Source organism: Lysinibacillus sp. Bpr_S20, assembly GCF_023337835.1.
In the GTDB taxonomy this organism is placed as follows: Bacteria; Bacillota; Bacilli; order Bacillales_A; family Planococcaceae; genus Lysinibacillus.
In genome coordinates this window covers 397405-413757 of sequence record NZ_JALNLQ010000003.1, presented here as the reverse complement: position 1 = coordinate 413757, position 16353 = coordinate 397405, and the positions used below count along the sequence as shown (strand labels likewise).

At 30.4% G+C, this 16353-nt stretch carries 22 protein-coding genes; all 22 read left to right on the top strand.

The features are described 5' to 3' along the window. Positions 1-22: 22 nt before the first annotated feature. The 22 genes from MWJ95_RS09880 (at position 23) to MWJ95_RS09780 (ending at position 16342) form a co-directional block, all read left to right on the top strand. Positions 23-931: an RNA ligase family protein gene (locus MWJ95_RS09880; RefSeq protein WP_249105260.1), complete on the top strand. Its 909-nt coding sequence runs from the start codon at positions 23-25 to the stop codon at positions 929-931. Positions 932-942: 11 nt separating this feature from the next. Beyond that, positions 943-1755 carry a nucleotidyltransferase domain-containing protein gene (locus MWJ95_RS09875; protein ID WP_249105257.1) on the top strand — a complete coding sequence of 271 codons (813 nt, stop codon included), beginning with the start codon at positions 943-945 and terminating at the stop codon, positions 1753-1755. After that, positions 1748-2731: an AAA family ATPase gene (locus tag MWJ95_RS09870; RefSeq protein ID WP_249105254.1), complete on the top strand. Its 984-nt coding sequence runs from the start codon at positions 1748-1750 to the stop codon at positions 2729-2731. Before MWJ95_RS09875 ends, MWJ95_RS09870 begins: the two co-directional genes overlap by 8 nt. Before the next feature lie 44 nt (positions 2732-2775). Next, on the top strand, positions 2776-3030 hold the full coding sequence (locus MWJ95_RS09865) for a hypothetical protein (protein WP_249105252.1): 255 nt from the start codon (positions 2776-2778) through the stop codon (positions 3028-3030). 266 nt (positions 3031-3296) lie between these two features. Beyond that, entirely contained in the window at positions 3297-3431 is a 135-nt protein-coding gene (locus tag MWJ95_RS24465) for a hypothetical protein (RefSeq protein WP_283175738.1), read from the top strand. A 41-nt stretch (positions 3432-3472) separates the two neighbouring features. Then, complete coding sequence (locus MWJ95_RS09860; protein ID WP_249105250.1) at positions 3473-3871, top strand: hypothetical protein; 399 nt, start codon at positions 3473-3475, stop codon at positions 3869-3871. A 43-nt stretch (positions 3872-3914) separates the two neighbouring features. Beyond that, a complete protein-coding gene (locus tag MWJ95_RS09855) occupies positions 3915-4481 on the top strand; it encodes a hypothetical protein (protein WP_249074014.1) in 567 nt (188 codons plus the stop codon). A gap of 82 nt (positions 4482-4563) precedes the next feature. Beyond that, positions 4564-4731: a hypothetical protein gene (locus tag MWJ95_RS09850; protein WP_249074015.1), complete on the top strand. Its 168-nt coding sequence runs from the start codon at positions 4564-4566 to the stop codon at positions 4729-4731. Between the two features lie 27 nt (positions 4732-4758). Further along, entirely contained in the window at positions 4759-5127 is a 369-nt protein-coding gene (locus MWJ95_RS09845) for a hypothetical protein (RefSeq protein WP_249105248.1), read from the top strand. Further along, positions 5124-5768 (top strand): RuvC family protein, encoded by a 645-nt coding sequence (locus MWJ95_RS09840; RefSeq protein WP_249074017.1) that lies wholly within the window; start codon positions 5124-5126, stop codon positions 5766-5768. Before MWJ95_RS09845 ends, MWJ95_RS09840 begins: the two co-directional genes overlap by 4 nt. Positions 5769-6008: 240 nt before the next feature. Continuing rightward, positions 6009-7253, top strand: coding sequence for a P-loop NTPase family protein (locus tag MWJ95_RS09835; RefSeq protein ID WP_249074018.1), 1245 nt, complete (start codon positions 6009-6011; stop codon positions 7251-7253). Between the two features lie 92 nt (positions 7254-7345). Then, the gene (locus MWJ95_RS09830) at positions 7346-8464 is read left to right on the top strand and encodes an AAA family ATPase (RefSeq protein ID WP_249074019.1); all 1119 of its coding nucleotides are present in this window, start codon (positions 7346-7348) and stop codon (positions 8462-8464) included. A gap of 65 nt (positions 8465-8529) precedes the next feature. Next, positions 8530-9090: a hypothetical protein gene (locus tag MWJ95_RS09825; RefSeq protein ID WP_249074020.1), complete on the top strand. Its 561-nt coding sequence runs from the start codon at positions 8530-8532 to the stop codon at positions 9088-9090. Between the two features lie 12 nt (positions 9091-9102). Then, on the top strand, positions 9103-10569 hold the full coding sequence (locus MWJ95_RS24625) for a DnaB-like helicase C-terminal domain-containing protein (protein WP_249074021.1): 1467 nt from the start codon (positions 9103-9105) through the stop codon (positions 10567-10569). 11 nt (positions 10570-10580) lie between these two features. Continuing rightward, positions 10581-11600 carry a hypothetical protein gene (locus MWJ95_RS09815; protein ID WP_249074022.1) on the top strand — a complete coding sequence of 340 codons (1020 nt, stop codon included), beginning with the start codon at positions 10581-10583 and terminating at the stop codon, positions 11598-11600. A 57-nt stretch (positions 11601-11657) separates the two neighbouring features. Then, entirely contained in the window at positions 11658-12662 is a 1005-nt protein-coding gene (locus MWJ95_RS09810; protein WP_249074023.1) for a PD-(D/E)XK nuclease family protein, read from the top strand. Between the two features lie 12 nt (positions 12663-12674). Further along, the gene (locus MWJ95_RS09805; RefSeq protein ID WP_249074024.1) at positions 12675-14594 is read left to right on the top strand and encodes a hypothetical protein; all 1920 of its coding nucleotides are present in this window, start codon (positions 12675-12677) and stop codon (positions 14592-14594) included. 63 nt (positions 14595-14657) lie between these two features. Then, positions 14658-14891, top strand: a complete 234-nt coding sequence (locus MWJ95_RS09800; protein ID WP_249074025.1) for a hypothetical protein — start codon at positions 14658-14660, stop codon at positions 14889-14891. Positions 14892-14983: 92 nt separating this feature from the next. Then, on the top strand, positions 14984-15436 hold the full coding sequence (locus tag MWJ95_RS09795) for a YopX family protein (protein WP_249074026.1): 453 nt from the start codon (positions 14984-14986) through the stop codon (positions 15434-15436). 16 nt (positions 15437-15452) lie between these two features. Further along, positions 15453-15668: a hypothetical protein gene (locus MWJ95_RS09790; RefSeq protein WP_249074027.1), complete on the top strand. Its 216-nt coding sequence runs from the start codon at positions 15453-15455 to the stop codon at positions 15666-15668. 36 nt (positions 15669-15704) lie between these two features. Next, positions 15705-16088: a hypothetical protein gene (locus MWJ95_RS09785; protein WP_249105246.1), complete on the top strand. Its 384-nt coding sequence runs from the start codon at positions 15705-15707 to the stop codon at positions 16086-16088. A gap of 44 nt (positions 16089-16132) precedes the next feature. Further along, positions 16133-16342 (top strand): hypothetical protein, encoded by a 210-nt coding sequence (locus MWJ95_RS09780; RefSeq protein ID WP_249105243.1) that lies wholly within the window; start codon positions 16133-16135, stop codon positions 16340-16342. Positions 16343-16353: the final 11 nt, after the last annotated feature.

The following is a 16353-nucleotide window of genomic DNA, read 5'->3' as shown; positions in this document are numbered from 1 at the left end:
ATACATAAAGGAGATTGTGATTATGCAATTTAAAAAATACCAACACTTAGAACGTTATGGAACTGATGATGTAACAGATATTGAATTTGGAGAAGTACTAATTTTCCCTAAGTTAGATGGAACTAATGCTAGTGTATGGCTTGATGATGAAGGGAATATTAAAGCAGGTAGCAGAAATCGAGAGCTGTCTTTAGAAAAAGATAATGCAGGATTCTATGAATACATATTAAACAATGAAAATATCAAAAGCTATCTAGAAGCTCATCCCACACATCGTTTATACGGAGAATGGTTAGTACCTCATTCATTAAAAACTTATCGAGAAGATGCTTGGAGCAAGTTCTATGTGTTTGACATCACTATCGATAAAGGAGAAGAAAGTGTAGAATATATTCCATACGATATCTATAAGCCTTTACTGGAAGAGTATAATCTAGATTTTATCATTCCAATTGCAAAAGTTGTAAATGGTAATTATGAAGCATTCCTAAAATCATTAGACAAGAATCAATTCTTAATCAAAGATGGTGCAGGAGTAGGAGAAGGTGTTGTAATTAAAAACTATAACTTCTATAACAAGTATAAACGTCAAACATGGGCTAAAATCGTTACTACTGAATTTAAGGAAATACATAATAAAGCTATGGGCTACAATGAAATAAAAGCAGGGAAAATTATCGAAGAAGTTATTGTAGATGAGTATTGTACAGAAGCATTCATCGAAAAGGAATTTGCTAAGATTGTAAATGAAAATGAAGGATGGACAAGTAAATACATTCCAATGTTGCTAGGTCGAGTATTCTCAGAATTAATCAAAGAGGAAACTTGGAATATCATAAAGAAGCATAAGCAACCTAAGATTGATTTTAAAACTTTAAATCATCTTATTACTCAGAAAGTAAAAATGACAAAACGTGAAATTTTTAGTTAAGGAGAATGGGCATGAATAGATTACGTGAATGTTTAATTAAGCAAAAGCAGATCCTTGAATCACAAGGTCATACAGTAGCATATATTTCAATTTACGGTTCTCAAAACTATAACTTAGATATCAACAATGAAAATTACCAATCCGATATCGATATGAAAGCTATTATTGTGCCTACATTAGATGAACTAATCTATAACAGTAAACCAATATCAACTGTAATTGAAACTGAATGGGGACAGTGTGATTTAAAAGATGTTCGAAGTTACTTCCAAACATTAATTAAAGTCAATCCTGCTTATATTGAAACTTTGTTTACTGATTACTATATTGTAGATGAACGTTTCAAAAAGGAATTTAATGAAATTTTTAGTCTTAAGGATGAATTAGTAGAAAAGTTATCAGCACAAATGATTAGAGCGATGTATGGAATGATGTGTGAGAAACAAAAAGCATTATGTCATCCTTATCCAACTATTGCTCATAAGATTGAAAAATACGGCTATGATGGCAAGCAACTTTCTCATGTAATTCGATTATACGTAATGATGCAAGATTACTATGGTCATGACAAGTCAATGAAAGAAGCGTTAATTCCATCAGATACAATTGGTATGATTATGAAAGCAAAGTTGAATCAATACAGTCTAGAAGACGCTAAATATTTAATGGATTTAACTATGAAACAAGGGAAAGAGTTCAAAGAAGAAATACTTAAGAATATTGATGAAAGTACAATTGATTATTCAGTAAAGGATAAATTTATTAAGTTATCACAAGACATTATCAAAAACAAAATCATTGAGGAGTGTCGTAATTATGAGTAATCTACATGTTCTCATCGGTCTACCTGCAGTTGGTAAATCAACAAGATCAAAAGAAATGGCTGAACAATTAAATGCAATTGTATTATCATCTGATAATTTACGTGAAGAATTGTTAGGAGATGTAAATGATCAGTCTCAAAATGAAATGATATTTAATGAATTACATAGAAGAGTGAATCAATATTTAGCTAAAGGGAAAGATGTTATTTACGATGCGACAAATTTGAATCGTAAACGCAGAATGCACTTAATAAAAAATGAATTAAAAGCTGAAGAGTATTACGCTTACTATTTCAATTCGTTATTTGGTGAATGTCTACATAATGATTCAAAGCGTGATCGTAAAGTGGGATTTGATGTATTGAATAGAATGTATACGAGTGCTCAAATTCCTACAATCAATGAAGGATGGAGTGATGTTAAGTTTATTCATCCAGAGCTTAAGTTAGATAAGTTTTGTCGTAATCGATTTGAACACTTACTATCTGATGAATATCCTAATCATGAAGATTTAATGGAGGAGACAATGAAAATTATCGATTCCTTTAAGGATGTTTATGATGTCCCTCATGATTCCAAGTATCATTCATTTTCAATTAGTCGTCATATCTTTTACGTATATGAATTTGTAATGAAAAATTATAAAGGTAATCGCAAGAAAGAAATGTTAATCGCCTCACTATTTCATGACTTAGGTAAAGGATGGTGTAAATCATTCATCAATTATAAAGGTGAAGAGAAGCGATACGCATCTTATATTGGTCATGAATTTGTAAGTGCTCAATTAGCTTGCTATTGGTTATCCATATTAGGATATGAAGATGAATTTATTAAATATGTAGTTGACTTAGTTCAATTTCACATGACTCCTATGGATATGAGTGCAAAACAAGAACGTAAATTACATGAGTTATTATCTGTAGAGCAGTATGAGGATCTAATGTTTTTACACGCAGCAGATTTAAGTGCTAAATAGTTTAATAATATTTCAGTTTTATTAAAAGAGGAGAGTGATATAGTTTGAATGATTTTGTAATAAATGTTTTATCGGTCAGTTCGTACATATCAGCAGTCTTAATTATTATTTTAGGAAGTCTATTAGTAATTAGCTTACTTTTATATCCAATTTGGTATCTTGTCAATACAGTGTTGTACAAACGAATTAAAGGTGTTACATATTTTGTTCAATTCATTAGATATAAGAAGCAATTTATTCCGTGGTACAAAGAGACTCGTCCAGATGTTTATAAGCCTAAATTGAAAGAAGGAGAATGATAATGGATAAAAAACAGTTAAATGAGATTAAAGAACGTATAGAAAAGGCTTCACAAGGAGCATGAGAATTAGATCCAGAAGATAAAGGTATTTGGAATAAAAATGGTTTTAATTATTTAGGCAGTGTAACACTATCAAATGAAGATGCCGAATTCATTGTACATGCCAGAGAAGATGTACCAGTACTTGTTGCAGAAGTCGAAAGATTAAACAATTGTCCAATAATAAAGCATTTTTGTAATGCTACATTCATTGATGAGTATCAATTGGATTCAATTTTAGAAGAAGGTAAAGTTTTATCAAATGGTAGTTTGTTCACTATTCATGATAAAGAATACTTAGTATTAAATATTATGATTCGTAGTGAGGTAGAGATTGTTGTAGAAACGAAAAGTTTGTAAATGAAAGAAGTTCATTGATAAAAAATTGGAGGGTATATATTATGACGAATCAAGAAAAATTGGATATCTTAAACAGTATGAAGATTATCGATGAAGATTGTGGCGGAGGAGAATTGGTATATGTGAATGTTGAGTACAACAAAGAAAATATAGAAAAAATATCGCAGGTTGTACCAGATGTAAATGTATACCTAAAAAATGTTGGTGATCCAGATGGAACAAAAGAAGGTATTGATATCGTTATCGCAGCATTTGAGCATGCAAATGCAGATTTTTATTACAAAGGTAAATTTGTTATTTTCACTAAGGAGCAATTACTTGAAATGTATGAAGATGAAAAGGGCAAACGCATGAAGGCTGAAAACGAATTGAAGAATTACATATCACAATTTAACTATGTGAAGGGACATATTCAGGACACATTGGAGGCTCTAGGATAATACTAAATAATAATCACATTTTATAAAAATCGGAGGAAGATAAATGCATAAATTTTATGATGATCTAAAGGGTTACATTCTTAAGCAAGACGAAGATACAAAAGCAACATTAATTCCTTACTACGAAACACTGTATCAACTTGAAAATTATCCAGAATTGAAAGAATTTTTAACTATATATGAAGAAGGCAATTATACATTAGACTACAACGAACCTGAGGATCACGACTTTTCTTCTAACGGATGGTTTGAAGTATATGAAATGAAAAATAAGATTTCTTATAATATTGAGTTAGACATTGGTACTATGAAAGGTCATTATTGTACATGTAAGCCAGAAGATGAAGGTTATAATTCTGATAAAGGATGCTGCGGAGTACTTTGTGATGCACATCTACCAGAGGTGTCTATTGTTAAAGAGGTAAAGATGATAAAGCATGAATTCCAAGGATATGAGTGTGATCTGTGGGTATTAGAAGAAAAGTGGTTTACAGAGCATGAAAAAGACTTACTACAGAAGAAAAAGTTAGAAAAGGTAAGTAAAATAGAGGCGCAGATTGTACAATTACAAGAGGAATTAAAAGTAGTAAAATCAGAACTTAAAAATTAATTAATAAAATACATAAAAATACTTGAAATATGAAATTGAGATGTTATAATAAACATATAAGCTAAGAAAGGGAGTGATGATCATGGTCAGTAGATTGAATTATACAGATGAACAGGAGATTTTAAACATGCTAGACTATATGAATGAACAACAAGAATTCACTCGTGATGATGCTGTTTGGTGTAATAAGACAATCAAGAAACTGCTACTGGAATTACATTTTATAAGAAATGATATTATTAATCAATAAAATACATGAAAGTTAGGTGATTTGATATTGGCTGAAACTCCAGTGGAAGAAAAGAATGTAGTGCAATTAACTGAAGACTACAGAATTACAAGCGATCAACGTAACATCATCTTACAGAAACGTTATCAAAAACGTGAAGGCAAAGGTCGAAATGCTCCATTAATTAATGAGTACGACTACAAAGATGTTGGATACTTCGGTAATTTAAAATCATTACTAAACGGCTTAGTGAATTATGAAATACCTTTATCTGCTACAATGACTGGGAAAATTGAAGATGCTCATTTACGAATTGAAAAGTTACGAGATGAAATTGTGCAACATGTATTAGACAAAGTAAATCTTCTTCAACATAATCCTAAGTTAAAAGAAAATGTAGACGGTGATGCTGATTGACCGTGCGATATGTTGGAATTGACCCATCATCAATGACAGGATTCTTTATACAAGATGAAAAAGGTAAGATTATAGTTGAAACTGATTTATTCTATACATACAGAAAAGATCCAGAAAGAATGATTTATATTGCTGAAGAAATAGTAAGGAAATTAAACATAGAAACAGACATCATTTGCATTGAAAATTTCAGTTATAATTCAGTTGGACAAAGTATTGATTATCAATACGGAGTCGGTTGGATAATTAGAGAACATCTGCATAATGCAGGGTTTAAATATTACGATGTTAGTCCAAAAAGTTTAAAGAAGTTTGCAACTGGTAACGGTAATGCATCCAAAAAACTTATGGTTGAGCCTATAGAAAAACGGTGGGGATTCAAACATCCTAGTGATAATGTTACAGATGCATTCATATTATCAGAGATTGCTAAGGCTATTGATAAGGGTAATGAATATGAAAAGTTAAAGGATCATGAAAAGCAGGTTGTTAAAGTTGTTAAAAGTAGTATTTTGAATAAAGATGAGTGGAAAGAAGTTAAGCCTCCGCCTTGGATGAATCCGAGAAGTAAATATTACTTCAAGCGAGAAGGATTAGAAGAAGGCAGCAACTTTAAAGAAGAAAAACAACAAGCAAAATAATTAATGTTATACATAATTTTAAACTATCGAACCTTGAATGATGTAAATAATTAAAATTAATACATATGAAGATAAAATATATAACAATCGCATGTTATTAAGTAGTGAGTTTCGCCAAAGCTCATTACATATTCTCAAAGTAAAATCCTAATATTATTTAAAGTTTAGTTAGGTACATTGTGATTTGGTTCGATAGTTAATGAATAAAATACATAATTTGAAATGGAGAGATTTATTGATATGGTAAAATTACAAAACACATTTGAATTTGTTGGTGCATTAAATCTAATGAAAGAACCTGTAAAAACTACTGAGTTTGATTCTGGATGGACAAAGAAAGAATTAAAGGCTGTATTAAATGAATCGAAAGCGAATGGCGTATTCTTATCACTTGAAGGTGGTTACTACAAATCAAAAGGGCAACCAGATAAAGTTTTCTCATTCACTAAAAAGTTGTTCGGTGAAAAAGGTGGTAAGTTAGAGCTTACTTGGGATGATCGTAATAATAAATCAATTATTAATACAGTAGCTGACTTTAGTAAAACAGTAATTGATTTAACTACTGATAAAGAAGTTAAAGAAAAGTATGGAGAGTTACGAAAAGAGATCTGGAAAATTGAAAACAACGAAAATGCAACAGATGAAGATAAGGTTAAATTGGAGCAACTATATAAAGAAGTAGAAGAAACAGTTCCACATCGTTATGAGTTTTTACATGAATTAGATGTCGTTAATTTCTTTGAAAAATATAAAGATAAATTAAGCGGTAAAAAGTTCAAAGTAAAGGGAGAAGTAAAAGTTTCACACTGGAATGGTAAGTTCTACACTAACTACGTACCTAGTCACTTTGAGTTAGCTGATGAAGAAGAAGCAAATAAATTAGCGTTAGATTTAGATTTATACTTTGATAAAGATGTAATTGATAAGTCTTTATTCAAATCAGAAAAAGTCATGACATTTAATACATATATTTTAGGATACGATTCTGGTCATCGTAAAGACGTATTCTTCCCATTGCAAACTGTACTTAATGCATCTACATATGATTTAGAGAATACAAAACATAACGCACATATCAATATTGTGGAAAAGTTCTTTACTGTAAAAGGTAAAAAAGTATTCCAGTTACCTTACTCAGCTAAAGTAATTAGTGGTGCTGAGGTTAAGGACTTCTCTGAAACAGATTTAACTGAAGATCAAAAGACTTTAATTGAAATTGGTATGGCTACAATGGATGACTTTAAACCAAAAGGTCAAACATTTGGAGATAATTTAAATGAAATTCGCTTAATGTTCCCTAAGATTAAAGACATGGGTGAAGGTGCTAACTTCTCAGCAGGAGCAATTGAAACAGATTTTGAAGTAGAGGAGTTAGTTTATACAACAATAGAACGTCAGTCAACTGTATCAGATGTTCAAAGTACTAAAGAAGAGAAAAAAGAAGATGATCCATTCAACATTTCTCCTGATGATTTGCCATTCTAAGTAAAAAAATAGTAATTAAAAATGAGTGAGATTAAGTTCTCACTCTCTATATAAATATAAAAATACATAAAATTATTGGAGGAATATTATTTATGGCACGAAAATTCGGAAAGAAAAATGTAGTAAAAATTGACCCACTTAAATATAACGTTGGATTAATTGGTGAATCTGGCGTAGGTAAGACCACTTTAATGAAAAAAGTTTGCGAGAAACTAGCAGGAGAAGACGGTTATTTAATTTTAAATATTGGTCGTGAAGATGGTGTAGATGCCATTTCAGGAGCAATGTATGAGGATATTCCAGATTACACTACTTTGGTTGAATTTGTAGAAGACGTTGTAGAAAACAAAGAGACTGATTATAAAGATTTACGTGTAGTAGTAATTGATACTATTGATGAGTTATTCCGCATTATTGAACCTGAAGTTGTGCGTATGCACAATCGTGAATCATCTGCTGAAAAACGTGTTAAATCAATTAAAGCTGCTTTTGGAGGATTCCAAGCAGGTGAGGATAAAGCAGTGGAATTAGTGATCGATAAGTTATGGGAATTGAAAGATGTTGGAGTAACCCCATATTTCATTGGACATACAAAACGTAAATCAGCAAATGACTTGGTTACTGGTGATGAGTATGAAACACTTACTTCTAATATGATGGCAAAATACTTTAATGCAATTAAGACTAAACTTCATTTCTTAGGAGTTGCTTCTATTGATCGAACAATAGAGAAGCAAAAAGTAAAACAAAAAGTTGGAGCAGATAAAGTAGTAGGGAAAGTTGTTGACGAATCTCGTATTGTTACTTTCCGTGATAATAACTTTAATATTGATTCGAAATCACGATTTGCAGATGTAGTAGAACAAATTCCATTAGATGCTGATGCATTCATCGAAGCGCTTAATGAAGCTATTCGTAAGGAACTAGAAAATGATGCATCCAACAAAGGTAAATCGTTTGAAGAGGTTAAAGTAGAGCAAGAAAAAGAGTATGAAGAAAAGGTTTCAAAAGCAGTAGAGAAAGCAAAAGATAAGATTGATGTAGAGCGTAATAAAGAATTAGCACGTAAAATTTTAGAAGAATCTAATGAAGCAACAGATGAAGTAAAACAAAAAGTAATTACATATATGACTGAAAATAAAGTATCTCTTAAAGAAGTGGAAAATACTCCAACTTCAGTTTATGAAGCAACGTTAGCTCAATTTAGTTAATACATAATTACATAAGGAGGGGATATATTTCTCCTCCTATTTTTATACCAAAGAGGTGCATATAAATGGCTAGAAAAGTTAAATGTACATACTGTAAAAAAGATGGCACAAATGAAACTTTCTATAAGGAAGTAATTAAAGGAAAGAATAAATATTTCTGCAATCAGGTTGAATACGAATTATTTGAAATGAATGAAACTAAAAAACAAGCAGAGACAGAAGAAAGAAACAATCTTATACAATGGATCATGGATGAAATTTATAATTATGAAAAAGGAATGGTGTTTCCTAAGACATTGAATGGTAGAGTATCAAAGTTACTTAATTTCTATCCAGTACAAGTTGTAAAAGAGGCTTTCGTTAATAACTACGAGGTTCTTTCTTGGGCAATCAAGAATAAAGACTTCTCCAGTGAATTTCATGCTACATGTTATGTAATGACAATAGTTGAAGGTAGTGTGAATGATATCTATCTAGATTTTAAACGAAATCAACAACATATTAAGAAGATTGAAGTAGAATCAAGTAAAGTTGATACTGATTTATTTGATGAAATTACCACAGTATCAGTAATTAGTAATAAAAATAATAAAGATATTTCCCAATTCTTAGATGACGATTTGTAGGGAGGAATGTTAGTGGAAGAATTAAAGAAATATCCTGAACAATTAGTACATTCTAGAAACATTATCGAAGCTTCATTTGTGTTTTGCTTATGGAAAAATCCAGAGTTATTTGATGACTATTCAGATTTCAATCCAAGCACAGAACTACTTTTAAATGATTCAAAATTTTATTACTCAATAGGAAAGCAAATGAAAGACTTAGAATATAAATCATTAGACAATGCTTCTGTATTTGCTCATTTAAAGGATAATCAATTACTTGCAGAAGAGTTTAGTTTAAAAGGTGGATTTAAAACCGTAGATAAGATGTGTAAAATCCTTAGTTTAGACAACGTTGAATCTTACTATGATACTTTAACAAAAAGTAATATGTTGATTAATTTATATGATAAAGGATTCAATGTATTGAGTAAGCTTGAAAAATTTAAACAAATGACAACTTCTCAGCTATACGATTATTATGAATATCAGTTGGATAATGTCTTCTTAGGTAGGGGGTCAGGAGTGGAAATAGTTGACCTAGATATACCTGATGATTTTGTTGATAGATGTAACTCAGGAGAAGAGAGAGGGCTAAGTTATCATTCGACATCTCCATTAATGAATTATCATACAATGGGATTACATCGTTCAAATGTTCAAATATTCGCAGGCTTTAGTGGAACTGGGAAGTCAAGTTATGTAGTAAATTCATATGTAATGGCTATATTGGATGCAGGTGAAAGTATTACAATTATAGCAAATGAGATGAATATTGATGCATGGAGGCATTTATTCTTAGCAACAGTACTATCTCAAAAGCTAAATTACTTCGGATTGACGAGAAAGAAACAAAAAACAGGATCATATACAGATGAGCAATTAGCGATGATCAAAGAGGCTCAAAAATACATAACTGAGAATTATAAAGGCAGAATTAAATTTGTTAAAATATTCGATTATAGCATTGACGATGTTAAACGAGTAATTAGAAAAATGGCTAAAAGAGGATTTAACTATAACATTTTCGATACTTTTAAATCAGAAGATGCTTCATCAAGTAATGTTACAGGAGAATTAATTGAAGCATCCAAACAATTATTACAAGTTGCGGAAAAAGAAAATGTAAATATCACAATTACAATGCAGTTAGCTATTTATATGGAAAATACACGCTATTTAACATCTGCTACATTGTCTAGTGCCAAGGCAGTAAAAGAAGTAGTGTCGGAAGTCATCCTCATGCGTAAATTATGGGACGATGAATATAGTGGTCAGAAATATGACGTTAAACCTTGGAGATATATTAGAGATTCAAATGGTAAAATTACAGGAAGTAAAGAATACCTCACATTAGATCCAGAAAAGAGATATCGGATTATGTTCTTAGATAAAACACGTAACGACGATGACGATATCTGCGTAATATCAAGGTTCGATGGAGCTTGGAACTCTTGGAAAGAAATAGGTTATTGTACGCCAATGCACCAGAATAGATAGGGTGTGAATATTTGAACATACATAATTTAAAAGAAGAAATTAAGGAAAATGATGAGCTAATAAACCTAATATTAGAAGATGTTGGCTTCACTGATATAAGCGATGAATTTAATCAAGGTAATGAATTCAGATGTGCTTGGGAAGAAGGAGGTAATCCTACCTCAGTTAGAGTTAGCAAATTAACTCTTTCAGCAAACTGTTTTTCAAGAGGAATCAAAGGGGACATCATTACTCTTGTACAAGAAAAATTAAATATATCGCTTTCGAAAGCATTGAATCGAATATCAAAGATCATTAATTATGAGGATGTAAATGTCGAAGTATCATTACCTTTTGGTGGATTCTTCAATGAGATATTAAGTGTAGTTGATGATGATAATGGAGATATTCAAACATATGATGAGTCTATATTAAATGAGTACTTAATTTTACCTTCTGAAAGATTTCTTAATGACGGGATATGTTGCGACATACAAGAAAGATATAAAGTTGGATATGATGTTTGCACAGGAAGGATTATTGTTCCGTGGAGAAACTTATCTGGTGAGTTAGTAGGTATTATGGGTAGGCTCAATAAAGATAAAATAGAGGAGTATGAAAATAAGTGGTTTCCCATTATACCTTTCACAAAAAGTAAGACATTATTTGGGTTCAGTGAAAACTATAATGCTATTCAACATGCTAGTTTTGCGATGATAGGTGAGTCTGAAAAATTCCCAATGACATTGTCGTCAAAAGGTATAGATTTAGGATTGGGACTTGGAGGCAGTTCATTGAGTCAATTCCAAGCAAATAACATAAAATCTTTATTTCCTAAGAGGATATTGGTTTGCATGGATGAAGGATTAGACGAAGATATTTCTCGTGAAATTGCTAAACAATTGAAAATAGATACTTTCTTTGAAAATGAAGTTGGATACATATATGATGCAGAAAATAAATACTTACCTAAAGGTTCAAAAATGAGTCCTTCAGATTTACCTTTAGAGGATATGAGAAAGTTAATAGTGGAATGTAGTAAGAAGGTATAGGAGGTAATTTATATAAAACGAATTAATAATGAAGTAGAAGAAGAGTTAGTTAAAAAGTTGAGAGACGAAGGAAAAACAATTTATTCAATTTCACGCATTAATACAATGAATACATGTAACTTTGAATACTATAATACATACATAAAAAAGAACAGAGGAATTAGTAATTGCTACGGTGAAGTTGGAAGTGAAATGCACGATTATATTGAAAATGTATATCGTGAGAACATCACAGACACATCTGATTTCAATCAAAAATTACATAATAAATTGTTGGAATTAGAAATAATGGATTTAGATTTCCCTAGTGAAGTAATTAAGAATTCATTTGTAAAAGATATGGATCACTTTACAAAGAATTTTAATAAGTTGGATGGAAGCTTTACATTAGAGAAAATGTTTGTTAGTCAAATAGGAGAATATTATTTACTTGGGTATATTGATGCTATTCAGCAGCTAGATGAAAAAATTAATATTATTGACTGGAAGACATCATCAAAGTTTACAGGTTCGAAATTAGAACATGCAGGAAGACAATTAGTAATTTATAAACTTGGTCTTGAAAGTACTTCAGATATCCAAATTAATGAAATCAAATGGGCGATGCTTAAATACATAAATGTTTGTTGGAAGTTGAAGAATGGCAACATCAAAAAGAAAATGGTCAATCGTGGTAAATTAATTAAAGAAATGAAAAATACATTTGAAAAAGAAATGTTGAATTCTGGAATGGATGAAATTGAAGTAGGTATGATTTTGATGCTTGCTGAATCAAATAATTCATTTAAAGATTTACCTAAAATAATTAGTGATAAATATTGGCTACAAGATTGCTTTGTTGAATATGAAGCAACGGCAGAAGTAATAAAAGAAGTAGAGGATTACGTAGTAAACACTATAGAAGAAATTGAAAGTAAGGATATACATAATGAAAATGAATGGAAACCTTTAGATTTCGATAAAGAAGGAACTTTCTATTGCAATACTTTATGCAGCCACAGAAAAACGTGCAAGTTCATTACTCAATACAACAAAGAAAATCCATTCAAGAAAAGTTTCTAAGGAGTGATATACTTGAGTGAATTATTAAAAGGTCGTAGATTAATTTTTTACGACTTTGAAGTTTTATCTAAATTAGTTGTTCCAGAAACAGGTATGAAATATTGGTTTGTTATATTTGTTGATTACGAGACTCGTAAAATTAAACTGATTAAAAATGACGTTGAAGAGTTAAGAGAATTTTATAAATCAACTAAAGAGGATGTGTTTATAGGATATAACTCAAGAGGATACGATCAGTACATTTTTAAAGGTTTAATGTTAGGTATGGATGCAGGTTATATTACTGAACAATTAATTACTCATGGTAAAAAAGGGTATCAAGTAGTACCTAATGCTTGGACTTATCCAATTAACAACTTTGATACAATTCAATTAAACAAAGGTTTAAAACAATTAGAAGCTTTTATGGGAAGTGAAATTAAAGAGGCGGATATTGCTTGGGACATAGATAGACCTTTAACTAAAGAAGAAGAGAAGGAATTAATGCGATATTGTTTACATGACAATAAAGAAAACATTAAACTCTTTGAAAAAACTAAAAATACATTTACAGCGTATCTCAATTTAATAGAAATGTTCGATTTACCTTTTAATAAAATATCAAGAACTGGTGCTCAATTAACTGCTGATATTTTAGAAGCTAAGAAACTAGAAGGTTTAAATGATGACTTTGAATTTATTTATCCAGATACTTTAAAATTGGAAAAGTACACTGAGGTTTTAGACTTTTTTAGAAGTGTAGAAAACGGGACATTTGTACCTACTAAATTTGAAAAAGGTAAACCTAAAATCGAAGTAGAATTAGAAATTTCAGGAGTACCTACTAAATACGCTTTAGGTGGTTTACATGGTGCGATACCAAATTTAATACACGAAGGTAAAATTTATTCTCTAGATGTGACCAGCCTTTATCCGTCATTGATTTTAGAGTATGGTTTAATGAGTAGAGCATGTGAGTCAGATGAAAAATTCAGATATGTTAGAAGTGAACGTGTTCGATTGAAAAAAGAGGGTAATTCTTTACAAGAATCACTTAAACTCATACTTAATACTACTTACGGTACGTTTGGTGATCAGTATAATAACTTATGCGATAAGAGAATGATGTATTCAGTGTGTGTACATGGTCAGTTATTACTTACTGATTTCATGGAGAAAATAGAACCTTATTGTACATTATTCAACTTAAATACTGACGGTGTATTCTTCTATGTTGATGAAGATAATCATGATTATAACTTTAAAAAAATCATGGAAGCTAAAGAAGAGTGGGAAAGTCGTACTCGATTAGGTTTAGAGTTAGAGGAGTACAAGAAAATAATTCAAAAGGACGTAAATAATTATATTGTTGTACCAGAGGGTGATTTGTATTATCCTTCTGGAAAACCAAGATACAAATCTAAAGGGTCTTATGTTAAAGAATTAAATGAAATTGATTATGACTTACCTATCGTAAATGAAGCTATTAAAAATTACTTCTTAAAAAATCAAGCTGTAGAGGAAACAATAAATAATTGTACGTCATTACATAAGTTTCAAAAGATTGTAAAGCTAACAAGTGCTTATCAATACGCAATGAAAGACTGTACATTTTCTGAGAAGAAAGTATTAAACGAATTGACTGGTAAAATGAATAAAAAAACAACATGGGATGAGAATGGTGAAATTCTAAAGGATAAAACTTTCCGAGTATTTGCTTCAACTGATGATAATGACGGTGGATTATTTAAACGTAAAGAAGGTAAGAATCCTGAGAAATTCGCGAACACTCCTGACAAATGCTTTATTGACAATGACGATGTTACAGATAAATTAACACCAGATAAGTTAGATAGAAAATTTTATATCGATCTTGCACAAAAAAGAGTTAATCAATATTTAGGAATCAGTAATCGAAAGAAAAAAGCAGACAAGGTGGATATTAAAAAATAAAATACATAAAAGTTTAAATAAAAATTAAATTTTATCTAATGAATATAAAATAGGAGTGATCGCATGTTAAAGTTAGTTATTTATGTAAATGAAGATTTTGAAGAGGAAAGGGCGCTATTTGATTTAGAAAGTAAAAAAGTAATTATGAGTGGCGACTATTATCATAATAAAATTAACGAAAGAATAGAGGGTTATCTTCAAGCTTTGACTGATTTTAATATTTACAAAGATGAAGTAGAAACATACTGGATTGATGTATCACATGAAAATTATGATTTATTATATTTTAATTCTTAAATAAACACAGAAATACAATAAATAAAGAGTTTATACCATATTTAGTAAAATAAAATGAATATGAGAATTGTGAAAAAGAGAGAGGTGGCAGCATGAGAGAGATTAATTTTAAAGTTTTCGATTTGTATGATAAAGAATGGATAAAAGATTTTGTTCTCTTACCTAATGGAGAGGTACTAGGTATGGATAAAAGAATGAATGTTATTTTCTTAGTTTCCATAGGCGCTGATAGACGTTATAAAAAATGTCAGTATACAGGAGTAAAGGACAAGAATGGTAAGAAAATCTTTGGAGGGGATATTGTACGTACTTGGGAAGAAGTTGAACATATCCCAAACAGAGATAGTGGTGGTGGAATTATAGATTATGACCAAAGAGACGGATTTTCACAATTAGGCGTAGTCGATTTTAAAGGTGCTTGGTTTACATATGAAACTAAAAAACATTTAGAAGGTCGAAAAGAAGAGATTTATGCACCTTTAGATTTTACAAATAATTTAGAAGTAGTCGGTAATGTTTATGAAAACCAAGAATTGCTGAAATAAACAACTTAAAGGGGGAATGACTATGAATGACCTAAAAGTATATAGAATTTCATTTATGAACGGAACTATTTATTCAAATTCAATTGTATTAGCATCTACATACGAAGAAGCAGAAGGTAAGTTGAAGCAAGATTATATGGATTATGACTTAGATATTGAAATTGGAGAATATGAAGAAATGAACGAAAAAGGAGTAATTTTGACAAATCACTATGAAACTAAAAATGACTAAATAAAATCACACTATTATAAAAAAGGGATGAAGAGGATGTTAAACTTCGTAAATACACATATTGTAGAAAAAGGTCGTCCAATTACAGTAGGAGTTTATTATATTAATTTTGAAAAAGCTGTTAATTTGATCGATAAATTAAAGACTCACGAAAACGTTTTAAGTGAACGTAGATATAAAAATCATTGTGAGGTTGTTGTAGAGAAGGATGGATATGAAGTAGCATTAACTGCAATACCTATGACTGAATCAGCTAGAGGATACAAAGTTCATTACTCATTTATTGATAAACAATTATTCTGCGAAGACAACAGGATTGAATTTTTCATGGATCGAATTATACCATCAACGGTTGACTACAATATGAAAAATGAATATAAATCAGAAGAATTCTATGAACCAAGGTTTTTACTGTATTAAATAAAAGACTAGTATTATCAAATACATAATTGGAGATGATTCTTATGCAAGATTGGGAAACATTAACTGAACAAACTGTATGGGAATATTATAAAAAGGTGGAAGCAGAAAACTTTCACCTCAAGAAACAACTCGTAAACAAAAATAAACAGATCAAACATCTTAAACGTGTGATCAACACTTGGAAAGCTAAGTATGAAAAGCTTACAGAGAATCGTAGACCTAAGTACAAAAATACAATTAGAAGGAAGTAGGAGGAAACATA